Origin of the sequence: Moorella glycerini, from assembly GCF_009735625.1 — a bacterium.
GTDB classification, from domain to species: domain Bacteria; phylum Bacillota; class DSM-521; order Neomoorellales; family Neomoorellaceae; genus Neomoorella; species Neomoorella glycerini.
The window spans coordinates 3,119,925-3,140,785 of sequence record NZ_CP046244.1 but is presented as its reverse complement, the minus strand read 5'-3'; the positions used below and the strand labels follow the sequence as shown (position 1 = coordinate 3,140,785).

Annotated in this window: 25 protein-coding genes and 1 riboswitch; of the genes, 18 read left to right on the top strand and 7 right to left on the bottom strand. The window is 57.2% G+C overall.

The annotated features are described in order from the left end of the window. Positions 1-5 precede the first annotated feature (5 nt). The 5 genes from scpB (at position 6) to MGLY_RS15695 (ending at position 2,973) form a co-directional block, all read left to right on the top strand. A complete protein-coding gene (gene scpB / locus MGLY_RS15715) occupies positions 6-539 on the top strand; it encodes an SMC-Scp complex subunit ScpB (RefSeq protein WP_156275428.1) in 534 nt (177 codons plus the stop codon). A 57-nt stretch (positions 540-596) separates the two neighbouring features. Beyond that, a complete protein-coding gene (locus MGLY_RS15710) occupies positions 597-1,349 on the top strand; it encodes a DUF2953 domain-containing protein (RefSeq protein ID WP_156275426.1) in 753 nt (250 codons plus the stop codon). Further along, positions 1,285-1,746 carry a GerW family sporulation protein gene (gene ytfJ / locus MGLY_RS15705; RefSeq protein WP_156275424.1) on the top strand — a complete coding sequence of 154 codons (462 nt, stop codon included), beginning with the start codon at positions 1,285-1,287 and terminating at the stop codon, positions 1,744-1,746. Before MGLY_RS15710 ends, ytfJ begins: the two co-directional genes overlap by 65 nt. A 96-nt stretch (positions 1,747-1,842) precedes the next feature. Continuing rightward, positions 1,843-2,433 carry a nucleoside recognition domain-containing protein gene (locus tag MGLY_RS15700; RefSeq protein ID WP_170291127.1) on the top strand — a complete coding sequence of 197 codons (591 nt, stop codon included), beginning with the start codon at positions 1,843-1,845 and terminating at the stop codon, positions 2,431-2,433. A gap of 6 nt (positions 2,434-2,439) precedes the next feature. Then, positions 2,440-2,973, top strand: a complete 534-nt coding sequence (locus MGLY_RS15695) for a spore maturation protein (RefSeq protein WP_156275420.1) — start codon at positions 2,440-2,442, stop codon at positions 2,971-2,973. Here MGLY_RS15695 and MGLY_RS18630 read toward each other — a convergent pair. After that, positions 2,948-3,493: a methylated-DNA--[protein]-cysteine S-methyltransferase gene (locus MGLY_RS18630; RefSeq protein WP_156275418.1), complete on the bottom strand. Its 546-nt coding sequence runs from the start codon at positions 3,491-3,493 to the stop codon at positions 2,948-2,950. The two genes, MGLY_RS15695 and MGLY_RS18630, sit on opposite strands and share 26 nt — an antisense overlap. Before the next feature lie 21 nt (positions 3,494-3,514). After that, complete coding sequence (locus MGLY_RS18625) at positions 3,515-4,114, bottom strand: phosphatase PAP2 family protein (protein ID WP_170291126.1); 600 nt, start codon at positions 4,112-4,114, stop codon at positions 3,515-3,517. A 201-nt stretch (positions 4,115-4,315) separates the two neighbouring features. Here MGLY_RS18625 and MGLY_RS15680 point away from each other — a divergent pair, with 201 nt between their 5' ends. From MGLY_RS15680 to MGLY_RS15665, 4 genes are all read left to right on the top strand, one after another. After that, entirely contained in the window at positions 4,316-5,047 is a 732-nt protein-coding gene (locus MGLY_RS15680) for a pseudouridine synthase (RefSeq protein WP_156275416.1), read from the top strand. 50 nt (positions 5,048-5,097) lie between these two features. Continuing rightward, positions 5,098-5,628, top strand: coding sequence for a cob(I)yrinic acid a,c-diamide adenosyltransferase (cobO, locus tag MGLY_RS15675; protein WP_156275414.1), 531 nt, complete (start codon positions 5,098-5,100; stop codon positions 5,626-5,628). A 121-nt stretch (positions 5,629-5,749) separates the two neighbouring features. Continuing rightward, the gene (gene ilvC, locus MGLY_RS15670; RefSeq protein WP_156275412.1) at positions 5,750-6,742 is read left to right on the top strand and encodes a ketol-acid reductoisomerase; all 993 of its coding nucleotides are present in this window, start codon (positions 5,750-5,752) and stop codon (positions 6,740-6,742) included. Between the two features lie 204 nt (positions 6,743-6,946). Further along, on the top strand, positions 6,947-8,935 hold the full coding sequence (locus MGLY_RS15665; protein ID WP_246187510.1) for a sodium-translocating pyrophosphatase: 1,989 nt from the start codon (positions 6,947-6,949) through the stop codon (positions 8,933-8,935). Positions 8,936-8,958: 23 nt separating this feature from the next. Here MGLY_RS15665 and MGLY_RS15660 read toward each other — a convergent pair whose 3' ends face one another. The 5 genes from MGLY_RS15660 to MGLY_RS15640 are packed head-to-tail and all read right to left on the bottom strand — an operon-like array spanning position 8,959 to position 12,426. Beyond that, entirely contained in the window at positions 8,959-9,675 is a 717-nt protein-coding gene (locus MGLY_RS15660; RefSeq protein WP_170291125.1) for a potassium channel family protein, read from the bottom strand. After that, on the bottom strand, positions 9,675-10,085 hold the full coding sequence (locus tag MGLY_RS15655; protein ID WP_156275404.1) for a potassium channel family protein: 411 nt from the start codon (positions 10,083-10,085) through the stop codon (positions 9,675-9,677). The genes MGLY_RS15660 and MGLY_RS15655 overlap by 1 nt, the downstream gene beginning before the upstream one ends. 16 nt (positions 10,086-10,101) lie before the next feature. Then, positions 10,102-10,656 (bottom strand): universal stress protein, encoded by a 555-nt coding sequence (locus tag MGLY_RS15650; protein WP_156275402.1) that lies wholly within the window; start codon positions 10,654-10,656, stop codon positions 10,102-10,104. Then, positions 10,653-10,871: a hypothetical protein gene (locus MGLY_RS15645; RefSeq protein WP_156275400.1), complete on the bottom strand. Its 219-nt coding sequence runs from the start codon at positions 10,869-10,871 to the stop codon at positions 10,653-10,655. The genes MGLY_RS15650 and MGLY_RS15645 overlap by 4 nt, the downstream gene beginning before the upstream one ends. Beyond that, a complete protein-coding gene (locus tag MGLY_RS15640) occupies positions 10,861-12,426 on the bottom strand; it encodes an APC family permease (protein WP_156275398.1) in 1,566 nt (521 codons plus the stop codon). The genes MGLY_RS15645 and MGLY_RS15640 overlap by 11 nt, the downstream gene beginning before the upstream one ends. Before the next feature lie 141 nt (positions 12,427-12,567). Continuing rightward, positions 12,568-12,783: riboswitch (cyclic di-AMP (ydaO/yuaA leader) on the bottom strand. A 206-nt stretch (positions 12,784-12,989) separates the two neighbouring features. On the opposite strand from MGLY_RS15640, the gene MGLY_RS15635 reads away from it, so the two are divergent. The 9 genes from MGLY_RS15635 to trpA all read left to right on the top strand — a co-directional run bounded on the left by MGLY_RS15635 (position 12,990) and on the right by trpA (position 20,776). Next, entirely contained in the window at positions 12,990-13,400 is a 411-nt protein-coding gene (locus MGLY_RS15635) for a HutP family protein (protein ID WP_156276536.1), read from the top strand. A gap of 55 nt (positions 13,401-13,455) precedes the next feature. Further along, on the top strand, positions 13,456-13,863 hold the full coding sequence (aroH, locus tag MGLY_RS15630) for a chorismate mutase (RefSeq protein ID WP_156275396.1): 408 nt from the start codon (positions 13,456-13,458) through the stop codon (positions 13,861-13,863). A 183-nt stretch (positions 13,864-14,046) separates the two neighbouring features. Further along, the gene (gene trpE / locus MGLY_RS15625; RefSeq protein ID WP_156275394.1) at positions 14,047-15,531 is read left to right on the top strand and encodes an anthranilate synthase component I; all 1,485 of its coding nucleotides are present in this window, start codon (positions 14,047-14,049) and stop codon (positions 15,529-15,531) included. Next, positions 15,512-16,153, top strand: coding sequence for an aminodeoxychorismate/anthranilate synthase component II (pabA, locus tag MGLY_RS15620; protein WP_246187358.1), 642 nt, complete (start codon positions 15,512-15,514; stop codon positions 16,151-16,153). Before trpE ends, pabA begins: the two co-directional genes overlap by 20 nt. Positions 16,154-16,182: 29 nt before the next feature. Beyond that, on the top strand, positions 16,183-17,202 hold the full coding sequence (gene trpD / locus MGLY_RS15615) for an anthranilate phosphoribosyltransferase (RefSeq protein ID WP_156275392.1): 1,020 nt from the start codon (positions 16,183-16,185) through the stop codon (positions 17,200-17,202). After that, positions 17,202-18,017, top strand: a complete 816-nt coding sequence (gene trpC, locus MGLY_RS15610) for an indole-3-glycerol phosphate synthase TrpC (RefSeq protein WP_156275390.1) — start codon at positions 17,202-17,204, stop codon at positions 18,015-18,017. The genes trpD and trpC overlap by 1 nt, the downstream gene beginning before the upstream one ends. 94 nt (positions 18,018-18,111) lie before the next feature. Continuing rightward, positions 18,112-18,771, top strand: a complete 660-nt coding sequence (locus MGLY_RS15605) for a phosphoribosylanthranilate isomerase (RefSeq protein ID WP_156275388.1) — start codon at positions 18,112-18,114, stop codon at positions 18,769-18,771. Between the two features lie 27 nt (positions 18,772-18,798). Next, a complete protein-coding gene (trpB, locus tag MGLY_RS15600) occupies positions 18,799-20,004 on the top strand; it encodes a tryptophan synthase subunit beta (protein WP_156275386.1) in 1,206 nt (401 codons plus the stop codon). Further along, positions 19,994-20,776 (top strand): tryptophan synthase subunit alpha, encoded by a 783-nt coding sequence (gene trpA / locus MGLY_RS15595; protein WP_156275384.1) that lies wholly within the window; start codon positions 19,994-19,996, stop codon positions 20,774-20,776. Before trpB ends, trpA begins: the two co-directional genes overlap by 11 nt. The last annotated feature ends 85 nt before the right edge of the window (positions 20,777-20,861 follow it).

Genomic DNA, 20,861 nt, shown 5'->3' with positions numbered 1-20,861 from the left:
TCCCTATGCCTTTATTTTTTAGCGAGGATAAAAGGGCAGCCCTGGAGTGCCTGCTCTTTGTGGCCGGGGGGCCGGTGCCGGTGAGTACCCTGGCCGCCTGCCTGGGGTTGAGTAGCGACGATGTAGTTGAGTTGGCTGCAGAACTGAAAACACTCTATGATGAAGAGGGGCGGGGCCTGCAGATCCGGGAAGTAGCCGGCGGCTACCAGATGTGCACCCGGCCCCAGTTTGCTAATTATGTAGAAGCCTTCCTGCAACCAGAGTTACCGGCCCTGTCCATCGCCGCCCTGGAAACCCTGGCCATTATTGCCTATCGCCAGCCCGTTACCCGGGCGGAAATAGAATATATCCGCGGGGTCAAGGTGGATGGGGTTTTAAGTACCCTGCTGAGCCGCGGGCTGGTCCAGGAAGCCGGCCGGAAAGACGCTCCCGGCCGGCCCATCCTTTATGCTACCACTCCCCGTTTCCTGGAATTCCTGGGCTTAAAGGATTTATCCGAACTGCCGCCCCTGGATGAAGCAGCGGCCGGGAAGGAATAGTATATAAGGCGCCGCCGGTGGAAAAATAGGGGCAAACTGGCTGCCGGGGGTGAAGGAGTGTTCTGGGCCTGGACGGCAGGGATAGTTGCGGGATTCCTTTTATTACTCCTGGTACCGGTGCAACTGGAAGTAGTTTACCGGCGAGTAGCTGAGGAAGAATACCTGGAGCTGAAACTTAATTTACCGGGAGACTGGGGCCGGTGGGAAGTGGCATTCTCTCCTCTCCAGGACTGGTGGCCAGGGTCAAGCCACTTGCGGCTGGAAACCCTGGTGCAGGGGGAAAGGGAAGAAGCAGTATTACCCGGGGAAGTTGCCGGGCGTCCTGCCAGGGGCAAAAGGTGGACTTTCGGCCGGATAGCCCGCTTCATCGTCGCCGGGCCGTTAGGCTACTGGCTGCATAAATTAAAGATTTTAAAGGGCATCTGGCAGCATTTTTTCGCCCGGGTGACCTGCCGGCGTTTCCGTTTATTTTTAACCCTGGGGACAGGTGAGCCGGCAACTACGGCTCTTGCTTACGGCAGCAGCTGGACCCTGCTGGGCTGGATGTACCAGAACCTGCGGCGGCGGGCCCGCCTGGATTTTCGCGCGCCTGAATGGCAGGTAGTACCCCGGTTTGATACGCCGGGCTGGCAGGCCGATTTTAACTGCATATTTATCCTCAGGCTCGGTCATATTATAAGTGCCGGAGTACAATCTCTATGGTTATTACTGCGGATAGTCTGGCAGATGAGGGGGGCAGGGGCAGTTGCCCGAACATCCCATCGAGGCCTTGATGAAGACCGCCATGGAAAGCATCAAGGATATGGTTGATGTCAATACCGTTGTCGGCGATCCCATTGAAACGCCGGATGGCCATGTGATCGTCCCCGTATCCCGGGTTTCGGCCGGTTTTGCTGCCGGAGGTAGCGAATACGAACCCGGCCAGGGAGATGGCGGTGGAGGCGGTAAATCCTTACCCTTTGGCGGCGGCAGCGGCGCCGGTGTTTCCGTCCAGCCGGTGGGTTTCCTGGTGGTAGGTAAGGAGCAAATCCGGTTGCTGCCGGTTGACGGCAACGCCGTTGTGGACCGGATCATCGATGTAGCTCCCCAGGTGCTGGAGCGGATCCAGGAACTCCTGGGGAAATGGAAGAAGGAAAAAGGTAACGGTAATAACTCCCCCGCTACCGTGCGGACGAAAATGGTTTTACGCCCCCAGGAAGAGGAGTGAAGTAGTCCCCGGTTTTTAAAGGCCGGGGTTTTTGTTCTAGAAGGCCCATTCCCTTCATAAATGTTACCAGGAAGGTAAATTATGGAGGGGTTGGCAGTGGTTAATCTCATCTGGTTATTAATGCTCCTGGCAGGCATTATCGTGGCCGGCTTTACCGGCCACATTGAGGTAGTTACCGAAGCTTCCCTGGAAGCGGCCCAGACGGCCGTAAACCTGGCCTTTGAACTGATAGGGCTCATGGCCATGTGGCTGGGGCTTTTGAAGATTGCCGAGGAAGCCGGCCTGGTAGCCCTGCTGGCGCGGCTTTTACGCCCCTTTACCCGTTATCTCTTCCCGGAAATCCCCCGGGACCACCCGGCCATTGGTTCTATAATAATGAATTTAAGCGCCAATATCCTGGGCCTGGGCAATGCCGCCACCCCCTTTGGCCTCAAGGCCATGCAGGAATTACAAACTTTAAACCCCCGCCCTGAAGAAGCCACCCCGGCCATGTGTACCTTTCTGGGGTTAAATACCGGCTGCCTGACCCTTATCCCGGCGACTATTATTGGCATCCGGGCAGCAGCCAGCTCCACCGACCCGACCATCATCGTCGGCCCTACCATTTTAGCCACCGGGTTCAGTATGATCATGGCCGTAGCTGGTGATCGTTTCTTGCGCCGGTTTTATAACGGGCGCCGGGGGTGAGGGACCTTGACCGAACTCATAATTGAAATTTCGCGCTGGGCGATTCCCCTGGTCCTTTTTTTTATCCCCCTGTACGGGTACCTGCGGGGCGTGCCGGTTTATGAAACCTTTGTTGCCGGGGCCGAAGACGGGTTCAAGGTAGCGGTAAAGATCATTCCCTTCCTGGTGGGCATGCTGGTGGCCATCGGGGTTTTCCGGGCTTCCGGGGCCATGGACCTCTTTGCGCGGCTACTGAATCCGGTCTTGCACCTCATTGGCGTGCCAGGGGAAGTTCTACCCCTGGCCATCATGCGGCCCCTTTCCGGCGGCGGGGCCCTGGGGATAGCCGCCGAACTAATAGCTAACTACGGCCCGGATTCCTTTATCGGCCGCCTGGCTTCGGTGATGCAGGGCAGTACTGATACTACCTTTTATGTCCTGACGGTTTATTTTGGTTCGGTGGGGGTGCGGCGCTATCGCTACGCCCTGGCCCTGGGGCTTCTGGCCGATATTTCCAGCCTCATAGCCGCCATCGTTATCTGCCGGTTAATGTTTGGTTAGTTTTTAAATTACTTTCCTCGAAATTCAACAGCCATTCCTTGGTAGCCAGCCCGCTGCCAAAACCGACCAGCCGGCCATCCTTACCTATGACCCGGTGACAGGGTATAATAATACCAACAGGATTACGGCCGATGGCCTGGCCCACGGCCCGGACCGCTCCTGGCCTGCCAGTGACCAGGGCAATATCGCTGTAACTACAGGTGGTACCATAGGGTATCCTCTGCAGGGCTGACCAGACGGCCAGCTGGAAGGGCGTACCGCGGAGGTCCAGGGGCAGGGAAAAGGAAAAGCGCCGGCCGGCGAAGTATTCGTCCAGCTGCCGGAGAACCTCCCGGCAAGAGCTGCCGTTTTCATCCACGTTGATAGTCGCGCCGGGGAATTTTTGGGCCAGGTAGCTGGGGGGTGCATCAGGTTTCTCACCGGGGAAGGCCAGGCGGCAGAGACCCGCCGGGCCTGTTACTACTGCCAGGGGACCAAGGGGAGAGGGATAATGGGTAATGGATAACCAGTTTGCCGGCATGATAGCGTTACCTCCACAGTTTTAATCTTCATTCCACCAGGCCAGAAAGAGGGCCAGGATACTTATGCCGGCGGCATAACCGGCCAGGACATCGGTGGGGTAGTGCACACCAAGGTAAAGGCGGCTAAAACCCAATAAAAGCAAAAAAATAACGGTAACCGGAACCACACGGCTGCGGCAGCGAAGCGGGCAGTTTTTTAACAACCACAGGGCCAGGAGGCCGAAGAAGACGGTTCCCATCATGGCGTGACCGCTGGGAAAACTGAAGCCCGGTGCCGGTTCCAGGGGGCCGAGGCTGGGCCTGGGACGGTGATAAAAATTTTTTAGCCATTCCATGATGCCCCAGGCAATATTCATGGTAATTAACACGCCCCAAAACCCCTGCCAGCGATGCCGGGTATAGTAGGCGAGACACAAAGCAGCCGTAGCAGGATAAAAAAAGGCCGCGGTGCCGAAGAAAGTAATAAACCTGAAGAAATGGGTAGCTGGAGGCGTGCGCCAGGCCATCAATCTTGCCAGGACCAGGAGATCGAGAAGGGCCACATGGGGTATGGCAGCGGCCAGCAGGAAAAAGATAAGGATCATAGCAATGGCAAGCAGGATAAGACGGCGACGGGACAACCTGGAACCCCCTTCGGGCGAGACTTTTCCTGGCTAAAATAGCCCCGGGGCTATATTATTTTTATTTAATCCTCTGATGGTACCACCCGGGCGACATGATTCTCTCCAATGTAAGGATAGTCTTTATGAAAAAAGTAGTGTAGCACTATTGCCTTTATAAGGGTAATTGTGATAGCATAATAACGTTACCGGAGGGCTTTTATGCGTTTGCAAAAATACCTGGCCCGGGCGGGGGTGGCTTCCCGGCGTCATGCCGAGGAGATGATCCGGGCCGGCCGGGTAAGGGTCAATGGCCAAATTGTGACGGCTATGGGTTTCCAGGTAGAGCCGGGCCGGGACGAGGTAACTGTTGATGGCCGGCCTGTTACCGGGCCGGGAGAAAAAGTCTATGTCTTACTATATAAGCCGCCCGGCTATGTAACAACGGTCTCCGACCCCCAGGGGCGGCCTAAAGTCATTGACCTGGTCAAGGACATAACTGCTAGATTATATCCCGTCGGCCGCCTGGATTATGCCACCGAAGGCCTTTTATTACTTACCAATGATGGGGAATTGACCTTACGCCTGACCCACCCGCGCTATCGTATACCTAAAACTTATCTGGCCCTGGTAAAAGGAGTGCCCGATGCTAATACTATGACCCATTTACGCCGGGGTGTCAAGCTGGAAGATGGCCTGACCGCCCCGGCCGGCGTACGGATCCGGCGGGTGAGCCAGGGCCATGCCCTGCTGGAATTAACCTTGCGGGAAGGGCGCAAGCGAGAGGTAAGGCGCATGCTGGCCGCAGTGGGTCACCCGGTAATCTGGCTGCAACGCATAAAATTTGCCTTCCTCACCCTGGCAGGTTTAAAACCGGGAGAATACCGCCGCCTTACCCCTGCCGAAGTAGCCCGGCTGTATCGCCTAGTAGGTTTAGATTTTCCTCCTCGTTGAAAAGATACTGGTGTGGTAAAATAAGCTGAAAAAGAGAGGAGGGAAAGTATATGGCAGGTTTAGAGCAGGGGCTGGTCCAGGTCTATACCGGCGAGGCTAAAGGCAAGAGTACGGCCGCCTTTGGCCTGGCCTTGAGGGCCTGCGGGCATGGGCTCAAGGTACTGATTGTCCAGTTTATGAAAACGCCTGATTACGGCGAGCATAAGGCCTTCCCGCGGCTGGCGCCGGAGGTAGAGGTAAAAACCTTTGGCCGCAAAGGTTTCATCCACCGGGGCGGCGCCAGGCCTGAAGATTACGAGCAGGCCAGGGCGGCGCTGGCCTTTGCCCGGGAAACCATGCATAGCGGCAGGGTGGACATCCTCATCCTGGATGAAATCAACAACGCCCTTTATTTCGGCCTCTTAACAGAAGCAGAAGTCCTGGCTTTCCTGGCGGAGCGGCCGCCGCAGGTGGAAGTCGTCCTCACCGGCCGCAATGCCCCGGCGGGGATTATTGCTGCCGCCGACCTGGTAACGGAAATGCGCCAGGTAAAACATCCTTACGAAAAGGGGATAAAGGCCAGGAAAGGGATCGAATACTAAGATCAAAAAACGTTGAATTTTACTCCCCGGGCAGGAATTTCCGCGTCAGGTGCGAATATGTAAGTTTAATACATTTTACAGGAGGTGAATTCCTGGCCGGCTTTTTGGGGTCAGGAGAAAAGTGGCCGTAGTGTATTATGATCAGGATGCCGACCTGGGCGTCCTTAAAGGCAAAAAAATTGCCATCATGGGCTATGGCAGCCAGGGACATGCCCAGGCGCAGAATTTAAAGGACAGCGGCCTGGATGTAGTCGTAGGTCTGCGTCCTGGAAGCAAATCCCGGGCGGCAGCTGAGGCGGCGGGCCTGACGGTAAAGACGGTGGCTGAAGCCGCGGCCGCAGCCGATATTATCCAGATTTTGCTACCGGACGAAACCCAGGCCAGGGTCTATCGCGAGGAGATCGCCCCGCACCTTACAGCAGGCAAGGTACTTATGTTCTCCCATGGGTTTAATATTCACTTTAACCAGATTGTGCCGCCGGCGGATGTGGATGTCATTATGGTTGCTCCGAAAGGACCTGGTCACCTGGTACGTCGTATGTATGTTGAAGGCCAGGGGGTACCGGCCCTTCTGGCCATTTACCAGGATGCCAGCGGCAGGGCTAAAGAAATCGGCCTGGCTTATGCTAAAGGAATAGGTGCTGCCCGGGCCGGAGTAATTGAAACTACTTTCAAAGAGGAAACCGAAACTGACTTGTTTGGTGAACAGGCCGTCCTCTGCGGGGGGGCTACGGCCCTGGTCAAGGCCGGCTTCGAGATCCTGGTGGAGGCAGGCTACCAGCCGGAAATTGCTTACTTTGAATGCCTGAACGAACTGAAGCTTATTGTCGACCTCATGTATGAAGGCGGCATCAAGTATATGCGCTATTCCATCAGCGACACGGCCGAGTACGGCGATGTCACCAGGGGTCCCAGGATTATCGACGACCATGTGCGGGCCACCATGAAGTCCATTCTCAAAGAGATCCAGGACGGTGTCTTTGCCCGGGAATGGATCCTGGAAAACCAGGCCGGCAGGCCGAGCTTTAATGCATTGAGGAAAAAGGAACGGGAGCACCTCATCGAACAGGTCGGCGACACCTTGCGGGAAATGATGCCCTGGTTGAAGAAATAGTCGAAGAAACCTGGCGAAACAGGCCCCGGGGCTGCCCGGGGTCTTAATTTAAAATTATTTGAAGGCAGGAAGGAGGTGAAACGGAAAGGGTAAAATAAAGCATAAAGGAGAGCTTCATATTTTTGAAATGAGGAGGTAAACAGCGTGGAATTATTTCCCATTATACCGGCAGGAGGGATCCTGGCCCTGCTGGTAGCCCTCTACATGACCAGTAGTGTATTAAAAGAAGACACCGGACCCAAGGAAATGCAGGTCATTGCCGCGGCCATCCGGGAAGGGGCCATGGCCTTTTTAAACCGCCAGTATCGCACCATTGCCGGCCTGGCCCTGATCGTGGCCGTGCTCCTGGCTCTCCTCACGCGCCAGTACCACACTGCCATCGCCTTTATCACCGGGGCCTTTGCTTCAGCCTTATCCGGTTATATTGGCATGTACGTGGCAGTCAATGCCAACCTGCGGGTGGCCGCCGGGGCGCGCAAAAGCCTCAATAAAGCCCTGACCGTTGCCTTCCGCGGTGGTGCCGTTACCGGCCTGGCCGTTACCGCTCTATCCCTCCTGGGGGTAACCATCCTCTTCTACGCCTTTGGTGGTGCCACCAATCCCACCCAGGCTCCCCTGGATATTGTCGGCTTTGGCTTCGGTGCCAGCTTTGTCGCCCTTTTTGCCCAGCTGGGCGGTGGTATTTACACCAAAGCTGCCGACGTAGGGGCCGACCTGGTGGGTAAAGTAGAAGCCGGCATACCCGAAGACGACCCGCGCAACCCGGCCGTCATCGCCGACCTGGTGGGTGACAACGTAGGCGACTGCGCCGGCCGTGGTGCCGACCTGTTTGAATCCACGGCAGCAGAAAATATCGGCGCCATGATCCTGGGCATCGCCCTGGTGCCCGTCTTCGGGGTCAAAGGCATCATCTTTCCCCTGGTAGCCCGCGCGGCAGGGATTATCGCCTCCATAATCGGCATGTTTTTCGTCAAAGCGGAAGAAGATCAGGACCCCATGGCCGCCCTAAACCGGGGCTATATTGTTACCAGTATCCTGGCCATAGTCTTTTTGTATCCCATCAGCCGCTATATGTTGAGCGGCCCGGGGGTTAACTTCATTTATTTTTACGGCGCCGGGATCATCGGCATCGTCCTGAGCTTCATCTTTGTCCTCATCACCCAGTACTACACCTCCTATGACTACCGTCCGGTCAAGGAAATCGCCCGCGCCTCTATCACCGGCCCGGCCACGAACATCATCTCCGGCGTAGCCGTCGGTTTTGAGAGCACGGCGCTGCCGGTCGTCTTTATCTCCCTGGCCATCCTGGGAGCCTACTGGCTGGGACTGAAAAGTGGCCTGCCCGGCGGCGGCCTCTATGGCACCGCGGTGGCCACCATGGGTATGCTTAGCACGGCGGCCTACATCCTGGCCATGGACACCTACGGCCCCATAACCGATAACGCCGGCGGCATAGTCGAAATGTCCGGGGCACCGGAAGAAGTGCGGCGGCGTACCGACCGCCTGGACGCCTCCGGCAACACCACCAAGGCCCTGACCAAGGGTTATGCCATCGGCAGTGCCGCCCTGGCGACCTTCCTCCTCTTCTCGGCCTACATCGATGAAGTCAAAATAGCCCTGAATATCAAAGGCAATTTCCCCGTGGACATCGGCAAACCCGAGGTCTTTGTTGGCGCCTTCATCGCCGCCATGATGGTGCTGCTGTTCAGCTCCACCGCCATTCGCGCCGTGGGCAACGCCGCCCAGTACGTCATCCTGGAAGTCCGGCGCCAGTTTAAGGAAATCCCCGGCATTATGGAAGGCACGGCCAAGCCGGAGTATGGTGCGTGCGTGGACATTGTTACCAGGGGGGCCCTGAAGGAAATGGTCCTGCCGGGCCTGATAGCCGTGATTACCCCTATCATTGTCGGCCTGGTACTGAAGGCCGAGGCTGCCGCAGCCTTTCTCATGGTGGGGACCATCACCGGCGTCATCGTGGCCCTTTTCCTCAACAACGGCGGTGGTGCCTGGGATAATGCCAAAAAGTATATCGAGCTGGGCAACTATGGCGGCAAAGGGTCCGAAGCCCATAAAGCCGGTGTTGTCGGCGACACCGTGGGTGATCCCTTTAAAGATACTGCCGGGCCATCCCTGCATGTCCTGGTAAAACTCATCAGTACCATCACCCTGGTCCTGGCGCGTTTATTTATTTAACGTTAATTGAAAAGCCCTTTACCCTACGGGGTAAAGGGCTTTTCTGCATATCTGCAGGGCCCGGCCGGTTTCCCTTTAATTGGCCTCACCCAGGAGGGCGCGCCGCAGGGCCTCGACTTCGTCCGTCCGGGCGGCGGCAATAACCTGATCGCCGGGGAGCAGGACGACATCCCCGCGGGGAAAGATGAGTTCCTCATCCCGGATAATGGCCATGAGCAAGCACTGCTCGGGCAGGACCAGGTCTTTAACTGCCACCTTTTCTGCCGGCGATTGCGGCGCAAGACGGTTTCCACGAATTCCACGGCACCGCCCTTCAGTGTAAGCAGGGGAATGAGGCCGCAGACATCAACTTCCTGCAAAACCAGCCGGTAAATTAAACGGGTGCTGTTGATAACATTGTTGATCCCCAGCAGCCGGAAGGCGTCTTCATTCTGGGGATTATTAACGCGCCCGATTACCCGGTTGACACCAAAGACTTTCTGGGCCAGGCGGCAAATCATGATATTATCCTCATCAAAACCGGTAACGGCCGCCACCACATCGGCCCGCCGGCAGCCGGCCTTTTCTAGGGTGGCCACCTCGGTGGCATCACCCCGCAGGACTACCTGGCCCAGGTGGTCTTCCAGCCAGCGGAATTTGCGCGGGTCCTTCTCGATCAACAAAACTTCCTGGCCACCGTCCATCAAAGACTTGGTAAGGTTAAAACCGATTTTCCCACCGCCGGCGACAATTACATACATTACTGTTCACCTCCACCCTGGAGTAATTCCTGCACATAATCAATACCGGCCTCAGTGGGACAAAAGATATTTAACCCCATGGACCGGTAAGCGGCCGCGGCCCTGGGGTCATAGGCCCGGGCAATAACCATCGGGATGTGAAACTTTCCCCGGGCCACCTGGGCAGCCACCAGGTTGGCGCTGTCCCGATCGGTAACGGCTATCAGGACATCGGCCTTCCCGGCCCCGGCGCTGGCCAGCAGTTCCAGGTCAATGCCGACACCGATAAAAGTCTGGCCGGGAAAGTCATGATCCAGCCGTTCTAGGGCCTCGGCTTTAGGATCAATGACACTGACCTCGTGACCTTGGGCGGCCAGGAGGTTAGCCAGGCTGGCCCCCAGGCGGCTGCAGCCGATGATGATTATTTTCATAAAACTTTCGACCTCCCTATGCAGGTTGGTGATCGATTAAGATCTCGCAACTTGCCCGGCGTAACAACCATTCTGAGGTGCTGCCCAGGCCGCCGATCTGCCGCTTGGGCCGGACGCCGATAACTATTAGCTGGACTTCTTCTTCCTCAACGGCCTGGAGGATGCCGGTCCCGGCCGTCCGGGCGCGAATTATCCTCGTCCGGCAGGGCAGGTGGTGAAATTCGACAATTTCTGCCGCCTGTGCCAGGATATGGTTGAGACGGGCTTCTGTCTCGGGCAAGGCTATCCCCAGAGGCGAGGTTAAGGGGACCTCCAGAACGGCCAGCAGGATTATTTCCGCATTCTGTTCGCTACCCAGCCGGCAGGCCAGCTCAATGGCCCGCCGGGCATACTCCGTGTCCACCACCGGGACCAGGATGCGCTTGATGGCCTGGACGGTCCGGGTGACATGGGCTACCTCGTAGGGCACCGCCGGCGGGACGTGGAGCATCCACCAGAACAGCCGCCCCATACTAACAATAAAAGTAAGGGCCAGAAAAACACCCAAGGGATTGGTATGCACCTCAGTCATGCCCGTACCTCCTTACGCCGATGGTAGAAATAACGGGCGATTGCCAGCAAACGGTAAAGGCCAATGCCCAAAAAGCCGGCACCGGTTACCCAGGCCATGGGGCTGGGATGGCCCAGGGAGCGGAGCCAGATGGAGGGACCCAGGATGACCATGGCGATGGTAGTTAGGATCTGGTAGTAATCGCGCCAGGAAGGCCGCCTGTCTTCACTGGGCATGAGAAACAGCCTCCTTGCGGTCGCGCTCGGCCAGGGCCAGCTTGTATTGTTCCAGCAGGTCATATTCTTCCGCCGCTTCCAGGACTTTTAGTTGCTCTTCTTCCCAGTTGCGGGGGATGCTGCCCAGAACGGGGTATCCCTTGCTCCGGCGGTAATAGGCGTAATAGAGGAAGCAGAGGAGTACCCAGGCCGGGCCGGCAATCCGGCCAATAGCATGGGTAAGGATAACCTCAAAAAGAATGGTGCTGATCCCCAGGGTGCCGAGAACGGCCAGGCCGGGAAAATCAACCTGTCGTCCGCGGTAATTGATTTTGATGTTCAAAGGTACTTTATAGGGCCGGGGCGAATAGGGATCGGTAAAGCGCAGTTTGATCAAAGCGATAAAGACCAGGATGTATCCCGTGGTGGCGCCGAAGGCATACATGTTACCCAGGGTATCCATAGCATTGGGTGTCAGGAACGAAAGGATGATCTGGAGTATACCAATACCGGAGAAAATGATGATGGTACGATAAGGAGTCCGGAAACGTGGGTGGACGGCGTTAAACCACTCGCTGATAAAGTGAAACTGGCTCATGGCAAAGGTCAGCCTTGAGGCGCTCATAACCCCCGAATTGGCCGAAATCAAGAGGATCGTCGCTCCCAGCACGGCGGCAAAGGGACCGGCAATAAAACCAATAAAGGGAATGGCGTGGGCCAGGGTGGCTATGGGGTCACCTACGGACTCGGCAATTTCCTGCCAGGGCAGGACACCCAGGCTCATGGTGGAAAAGGCAGTGGCAAAGATAAAAACGGTAAAGATCAGGCTCACTGATGTCCGGGGGACGATGGTTGCCGGCCGTTTGGTTTCCTGGGCCGCCTGGGAGATAGATTCCAGGCCGACAAAGGAAATAATGGCCAGGGAGGAACCGTAGGCGAATTCTTTCAGGGTGGGGAACTGGGTGAGCCACTGGTGGGCCAGCATTTCCGGCCGCCAGGCAAAGAGAAAACCGAAGATGATGATACTTGATTCCGTAAGGATGTCGATAACCCCCAGTACCTCGTTCAGCAGGGAGGACTCCCGCATCCCGCGAATATTGAGGGCGATAAGGAAAATCACCAGGAGCAAGGCTTCGGCCATCCACACCAGGTTAACATGGTGCAGGGGCCCGATGCTAATGGCCAGGGAGTTAATATCAATACCGAAGATAAAGGGCAGGAAAAAGTTGATATAACCGGCAGAAGCCGTGGCAAAGAGGGCAATGTCGATGGTATAATCCAGCAGCAAGGCGGACCCGGCGACAAAACCCCAGAAGTCGCCCAGGCCGCGCAGGGTAAAATACTGGCCGCCGCCGGCTACGGGATAGGTGGCCGCCAGCTCGGTATAAGCCAGGCCAATCATAATGTAAACAAGACCCGCCAGAGCGAAGGCCAGGGGAGTAGCGCCCTTGGCCCACAGCATGACCAGTCCCAGGGCGGCGTAGATGTCGGCGCCGACATCGGCGTAGCCCCACATATAGGAGCCCCAGACGGTAACATCCCGGCGGAGTTCCAGCTTTTCTGCAGCCGCAGCCAAAATTACGACCCTCCTCTTTCACCTTTTGTGAAGTCAAACGTGAAGTATCAATATTAATATTGCTTCTGAAAGCTATTTAGCATAAAAAAACCAGCACCTTTTAAGGTCCCGGGTCATTGGCCAATACAGTTAACATGCAGGTTCATCTCCCTTCCTGCCGACGAGGTTAGCTGCCGGGTTCGGGCCGGAGAAAAGCCCTATCCCGCACCCAGTTTTCCTCCCCCTGCTACCTTAATTACTTAAACTCCTCAAAAAGGAGTTTCGCAAAAAGGCAATGATGTTACTGGGTGCGGGGATTCACCCCTTCTGGTGGTTCCCCCGTTCCCTAGTATTTACGGGATTAGGCAATTTATTTGCATAGCCCTGATACTAGCACTGTAGGTGTTTACTGTCAAAGTAAAAAGAAAGGAGAAAAAGTCCGTTTTTGCAGCGCGCAAGTCCGACCTGCCTTTAATAGACGGGCTGCTCTTTTTTAAACTTCATTTTGCTTTCTTAAAGAAGCCCTTGCATGACTTGCCGGTATGAACTATAATCGGCTCAAGGGCTATACAGGTGGTGAGCATATGGAATACGGGAGCAAAAAAGTGGCGGCGGTAGCTATTAAGATGGCCCTGTCGGAAAGCCGGGAAGAAGAGGCGCGCTTAAAGAAGGAGTATGCCGCCGCTGGCATTTACACTGCAGCCGTTGATTACGGCGGCGAATTTATCAATTCCATGCAAAAAATCGTGGAACGGGCCGTAGTGGCCGCCAAAAGGGAAGGGGTCATAAAAGAAACCCACCCCGAGGAAGGGGCCGTTGCCGGGGCAACCCGGGAAGCCCTCTCCCAGATCATGCCCAAGGCCCTGGGTTTAAATGTAGGCGGTAAAATTGGCATTGCCCGCTGGCATGATCACTTGAGTGTGGCCATTTTCTTTGGCATCGGCCTGTTGCACCTGGATGAAGTAGGTGTTGGCCTGGGTCACCGGGCCGTCTGAGGGGCAGGATGGCAGGCAGCCTGTTAAAAAAATCGCAGGATGGTAGGGGAGAACTATGGAAGAAAAAATTCAGGGTTTACCCGCAGCCGGAGGCAAACAGGAATCCGGGGGGACAAAAGTACGGGGGCTGCGCGGGGCCGTGGAAGTGCCGGAGAATACGGCCTCCGCCATTCTCACGGCAACGGAAGGTTTGCTCCGCGAAATAATGGTCCGGAACAGGCTGGCAGTAGAAGATATTATCAGCGCCATTTTTACGGTGACGCCGGATCTCAACGCGGCCTTCCCGGCCGAGGCGGCACGGCGCCTGGGCTGGCAGGAAGCAGCCTTGTTATGTGCTACCGAAATACCGGTACCGGGGAGCCTGGCGGGGATTGTCCGCGTTTTAATCCATGCTTATAGCGACCGGGAACCGGTCCACGTTTATCTGGGCCGGGCAGCACAATTACGCCCGGATTTACGTTAGCGAAAACAAAACTATTGACAGCTATTTACTATCCGTGGTATGCTGTTAACAACAAAATGAATATAGCTGAGTTGAGCTGAGTGGAGTTAGAGAGGAGCCCGGAGTAGAGCATGGGAGAGTATGCCGGACCAGGGCTCACTTGAGCGCTGGTTTTTATTTTGTCTAAAAGGGGAGGAGAGACTGGTGATCCAGCCTGACCGGCAAACCTACCTGGAGCTGGCCCAAAAGGCCCCTTATGTTCCCGTCTGGGCCGAGGTCCTGGCCGATACCGAAACTCCCATTTCCCTGTACTTAAGATTTGCGAATAAACCTGACAGCTTTTTGCTGGAAAGTGTTGAGGGCGGGGAGAGGCTGGGCCGCTACTCCCTGATCGGCTTTGATCCCTTGCTGACTTTTAAAATCCGGGCCGGGAAAGCTTATTTAACTACCCGGGGACAAACTGAGCTCCTCCCCGAAAAACCGGTGGCGGCTTTACGCCGATTAATGACGCAATTATCCCTACCGCCGGTTGTTGGGCCTCGTTTCTGCGGGGGATTGGTTGGTTACCTGGGTTACGACCTGGCCCGGGAAATAGAGAGCTTACCAGGCCACGCCGTGGATGACCTGCAACTGCCGGATACTTATCTAACCCTCCACCGGGTGTTTCTCATCTATGACCACGTCCTGCGAACGGTACGGGTGGGTTACCTGGGACGGGGGGGTGAAGAGGCGGCAGCGGGTTATGAAGATGCCGTAGCCGCAGTGCGGCGTCTCTTGCAGGCTTTTGATAGGCCTGCAAGAGCGTGCCGGCAGGACAGTAACCTTCCCTTTACTACTGGACCCTGGCAGGCCAATGTAACCCGGCGGGAATTTATCCAGGGAGTAAAAAAAGCCAAAGAATATATCGCTGCCGGGGATATCTTCCAGGTCGTCCTCTCCCAGCGCTTGAGCCTGCCCTTTACCGGCGATACCCTGGCTGTTTACCGGCGCCTGCGCGCCCTTAATCCTTCCCCCTATATGTTTTACCTGAACTTACCGGAAGTAAAACTGGTAGGGGCCTCCCCGGAAATGCTGGTTAGGGTAGAAGGTGGGAAGATTGACTACAGTCCCATTGCCGGTACCCGGCCCCGGGGCCGGACTCCCCGGGAGGACCAGGAGTTAACCAGGGAACTCCTGGCCAGTGAAAAGGAGCGGGCCGAGCATCTAATGCTCCTGGACCTGGGTCGCAACGACATCGGCCGGGTGGCAGCTCCCGGAAGTCTCCAGGTACCCCGGCAAATGGTAGTTGAATATTATTCCCACGTCATGCACCTGGTTTCCAGTATTACTGCCCGCCTGGCGCCGGGTAAGGACGCCCTGGACGCCTTACTCGCCTGTTTCCCGGCGGGTACGGTAACCGGGGCCCCGAAGGTGCGGGCCATGGAGATCATTGCCGAATTGGAGCCAACGGCGCGGGGACCTTATGCCGGTGCCGTGGGGTATCTCGGCCTTCACGGCAACCTGGATACCTGCATTGCCATCCGGACCATTACTTTTACCAGGGGGCAGGCCTTTGTCCAGGCCGGTGCCGGTATAGTTGCCGATTCCGACCCGGCGGGTGAATATGAAGAAACCTTGAATAAAGCCCGGGCTTTGCTCCAGGTGCTGAATACCAGGGAGGAAGAGAATTATGCTGCTAATGATCGATAACTACGACTCCTTTACCTATAACCTGGTCCAGTATTTCCTGGAACTGGGACAGGAGGTGGTGGTGCGGCGTAATGACGCCATTACCCTGGAAGAAATTGCTGCCCTGCAGCCTGATTACCTGGTCCTTTCCCCCGGTCCCTGCACGCCCAATGAAGCGGGTATCTCCCTGGCGGCCATAACCGCCTTTGCCGGGAAAATCCCCATCCTGGGGGTTTGCCTGGGACACCAGAGTATAGCCCAGGCCTTTGGCGGCCGGGTAGTGCGGGCCGCGAGGCTGATGCACGGCAAGACCTCAACTATTACCCACGACGGTAAAACTATTTATCGTAACCTACCCAATCCCTTCACTGCCACCCGTTATCATTCCCTGATAGTAGCAGAAGAGACCCTGCCGGGCTGCCTGGAAGTCACAGCCCGCAGCGAAACCGGTGAATTAATGGGCTTGCGCCACCGCCACCTGGCGGTGGAAGGGGTCCAGTTCCACCCGGAATCCATCCTGACGGCGGTGGGCAAGGAATTGCTGCAAAATTTTTTAGAAGTATATGCTAAGCAAGCCTTCATGGAGGCTGGCACCCTTCCGCTTCAAGGCTTAAGTGGAACAAACGAATATAAAGCCAGCTAAACTATCCTTTGCGAGGGGAGAGGAGCAGAGTGTTAAAGTCCCTAATTGGCCAGGTTGTAGCTGGCCAGGATTTAAGTGAGACCGAAGCTGAGCAAGCAATGGATATCATCATGACGGGCCAGGCTACCCCGGCCCAGATAGCTGCCTTCCTTACCGCCCTGCGCTTGAAGGGTGAAACGGTAGAAGAAATCACCGGCTTTGCCCGGAGCATGCGGCGCCGGGCAGCCACCCTGACCACCCGCCACCAGGTTTTTATTGACACCTGCGGTACCGGCGGTGACGGTCGCCATACTTTTAATATTTCCACCACGGCTGCCTTCGTTATTGCCGGCGCCGGGGTGGCCGTAGCTAAACACGGCAATCGTTCCGTATCCAGCCATTGCGGCAGCGCCGATGTTCTGGAAGCCCTGGGTATCAAGGTTGACCTGCCGCCGGCAGCCGTGGCCTGCTGCCTGGATGAGGTGGGCATGGCCTTCCTCTTTGCCCCGGTATTTCACGGTGCCATGAAGTATGCCGCCGGCCCGCGCCGGGAAATCGGCATCCGCACCGTCTTTAACCTCCTTGGTCCCCTGACCAACCCGGCCGGTGCCCCCTGCCAGCTGGTAGGCGTTTATGATCCTTCTTTAACGGAAACAGTAGCCGCTGTCCTGGGGCGGCTGGGGAGCCGCCGGGCCTACGTGGTCCACGGCAGCGACGGCCTGGACGAAGTCACAACCACCGGACCTACGAAAATAACCTGCCTGGATCACGGCAGCCTCAGCACTTATACCTTTTATCCTGAGGATGCCGGCCTGCCCCGGGCCGGTTTAGAAAACCTGGCCGGAGGGACGGCAGCCGATAATGCTGCCATTACCCGCTCCGTACTGAAGGGCGAAAAGGGCCCGGCCCGGGACGTAGTTCTCCTCAATGCCGCCTTTGGCCTCCTGGCCGCGGGTGTAGAAAATTCCCTCACGGCAGCCCTGGCTACAGCTGCAACGAGTATCGATTCCGGCGCCGCCATGGCCAAACTACAGGATATGACGGCCTGGATAGAAAGCTGGGCTGCCTGATGCTGGCGGAGATTTTGGCCCATAAACGCCGGGAAGTGGCGGTTGCCAGGGAGCAAAGGCCCCTGGCCCGCCTGGAAAGGGATGTAAAAAATTTACCCTTGACCGGGGATTTTAGCGCCGCCCTGCGGCGCCAGGGGGCCGGCCTGAACCTCATTGCCGAATTAAAGCAGGCTTCGCCTTCCCGGGGCCTGATCCGGGCCGCCTTTGACCCGGAGGAGCAGGCCCGGCTTTATACAGCTACCGGGGCGGCAGCCATTTCCGTATTAACAGACTGGCGTTTCTTCAAGGGTAAGCCGGAGTACCTGTCCCGGGTGCGGCAGGTAACCTCCCTGCCTCTACTCCGCAAGGATTTTATTGTTGACCCCTACCAGATTTATGAAGCCCGGGCTTTAGGTGCCGATGCTGTACTGCTAATTGTTGCCGCCCTGGAGCCGGCAGAACTGCAGGAATACCTGGCCCTGGCGGATGGGCTTAAGCTGGGGGCCCTGGTGGAAGTCCATACGGAGGCAGAAGTTGAAGTGGCCCTCCAGGCCGGCGCCGGGATTATCGGCATTAATAACCGGGATTTACGGACCTTTAAAGTCGACCTGCATACTACCCTTGCTTTACGGCCCTTGATCCCCCCGGGGCCCGTAGTGGTCAGTGAAAGCGGCATCCAGAGCCGGGCCGATGCGGCCCTGGTAGCTGAGGCTGGCGTTGATGCCATCCTGGTGGGGGAAGCCCTGATGACGGCGGGGGATGTCAGGGCCAAAGCTGCAGAGCTATGTCTATCTCAAGATCCTTATGCCGCTATCGTGGTAACATCAGAAGGATGAAAATAACGGGCTGGCATTTGTTTGGAGCGAGCAAAAACAATGCCGGCCTGGAGCGAAGTTATTTTTAGTGTAGAATAACAGCAGGAGTGACGTGATGGTCAGGGTAAAAATTTGCGGCATCCGGAGCTATGAAGAAGCCCGGCAGGTCCTGGACGCTGGCGTTGATACCCTGGGTTTTGTCTTTGCCAGGAGTCCCCGGCAGATAAACCCGGAAACCGCCCGGGAGATAATAACGAGACTACCGCCCTTTACCACGACGGTAGGCGTTTTCGTGAATGAGCCCCGCTACAGCCTCATGGAAATAGCAACCTTTTGCCGCCTGGATATCCTCCAGCTCCATGGCGATGAGCCGCCGGAATACTGCCACGGGCTTTCCCAGCGGCTTATTAAAGCCTTCCGGGTACGGGATGCAAGCTTTATCCAGGCCATGGACTCTTACCCGGAGGTACAGGGCATCCTCCTGGATGCTTACGTCCCGGGGGTTGCCGGCGGCAGTGGCCGGACCTTTAACTGGGAACTTGCCAAAGATGCCGTGGCCCGGGGCCGGCCTATCATCCTGGCCGGGGGCCTGACACCCGAGAACGTTGGCACCGCCATCCGTACCGTGCGGCCCTATGCCGTCGATGTCGCCAGCGGCGTGGAAACAGACGGCCGCAAGGATCCGGTCAAAATAGTTTCATTTCTCCAGGCTGTGAGGGAAGCTGAAGAGCAGGTCAGCCGTCCAGCCACCGCATCACCCCTAGCGAAGAGGTGAAAATACTGATACGGAGGTAAAAGCAATATGGCCTTACCAGACAGCCGGGGGCATTTTGGTCCCTACGGCGGGCGCTTCGTACCCGAAACCCTCATGCCGGCCCTTAAGGAAATCGAAAAGGCATACCAGGAGGCCAGGGAGGATGCCGCCTTTCAAGGGGAATTAAAATATTACCTTGAGCAGTACGCCGGCCGGCCGACACCTCTATATTTCGCAGCCAATCTCACCAGGCACCTGGGCGGGGCCCGGATCTACCTGAAGCGCGAGGATCTAAACCATACCGGTTCCCACAAGCTGAATAACGCCCTGGGCCAGGCTTTGCTCGCCCGGCGCATGGGCAAAAAACGCCTTATTGCCGAAACCGGTGCCGGCCAGCACGGGGTGGCCACAGCCACCGTGGCCGCCCTCCTGGGAATGGAATGCGAAATTTACATGGGGGAAGAAGATACCCGCCGCCAGGCCCTGAATGTCTTCCGCATGGAACTCCTGGGGGCCAGGGTAATCCCCGTGGCGGCCGGCAGCGCCACTTTAAAGGATGCCGTTAATGAAGCCCTGCGGGACTGGGTTACCAATGTCCGGACCACCTATTATCTAATCGGTTCAGTTGTTGGTCCCCACCCCTACCCCATGATGGTCCGGGACTTCCAGGCCGTCATCGGTGAGGAAACGCGGCAGCAGGTCCTGGAGGCTTCAGGCCGCCTGCCAGACCACCTCATTGCCTGTGTTGGGGGGGGCAGTAACGCCATGGGCATCTTTTATCCCTTTATCCAGGACACCGGTGTCAAACTGTGGGGCGCTGAGGCGGCCGGGCGAGGGTTAAATACCGGCCGGCATGCAGCCTCGTTAACTGCCGGCCGGCCCGGCGTCTTCCAGGGATCTTACAGCTATATCGTCCAGGACGAAAACGGCCAGATCCAGCCTGTCTACTCGCTATCAGCCGGCCTCGATTATCCCGGCGTAGGACCGGAGCATAGCTACCTTAAAGACAGCGGCCGGGCCACCTATGTGGCCATTACTGACGCCGAAGCCCTGGAGGCCTTTCAACTGCTGAGCCGTACCGAAGGCATCATCCCGGCCTTGGAAAGCGCCCATGCCGTGGCCCTGGCCATGAAAGTGGCCCCCGGGTTATCACAGGAAGAAATTATCGTCGTTAATCTCTCCGGCCGCGGCGATAAGGACGTCCAGCAAGTGGAGGCTGTGCTCCAGGAGGGAGGAAAAAACCATGGGTGTTGAAAGGATCGGCGCTGCCTTTGCCGCCCGGGAAAAGGAAGGACGCAAGGCCTTAATCGTCTACCTCTGTGCCGGGGATCCTTCCCTGGAGGTGACGGCGGCGGCCATTGAGAAACTGGCGGCAGCCGGGGTTGATATCATTGAGCTGGGGGTACCCTTCTCCGATCCCGTGGCCGATGGCCCGGTCATCCAGGCCGCCAGCACCCGCGCCCTGGCCAGGGGGACGAATTTAAGGAAGATCCTGGACCTGGTAAAGGATTTGCGCTCCCGGGTGAGCCTGCCCCTGGTCCTCATGAGCTACTACAACCCCCTCCTCCAGTACGGCCTGGCAGCGCTGGCTGCCGACCTGGCCGCTGCCGGGGTAGACGGCCTGATCGTTCCCGACCTGCCCCTGGAAGAAAGCGCCCCTTTGCGGGAAAAATTAGAAGCGGTAAAACTAGCGGCCATTCCCCTGGTGGCGCCGACGACGCCGGCAGAACGCCTGCAGCAAATTGCCGCGGCAGCGCAGGGCTTTATCTACTGCGTTTCCCTGACCGGGGTAACCGGGGCCAGGGAAGGCCTGCCGCCGGGGATTGCAGCTTACCTGGCCAGGGTGCGGGGTGCGACGGACCTCCCCCTGGGAATAGGTTTTGGCATCAGTAATCCTGCACAGGCCAGGCTCCTGGCTCCCCTCTGCGACGGCATCATCGTCGGCAGCGCCGTCGTGCGGGCCCTCCATGAGGGAGGCCTGCCGGCAGCCGTCAAACTCGTTCAAAATCTGCGCCAGGCTATATAAAAATGATAAAAGGCCCCTTGCCAGGAGGGGGGGCACTGTGCTATAGTCTAAATTGTAGTATGGTAGGGTACCCTCAAGGGTTACT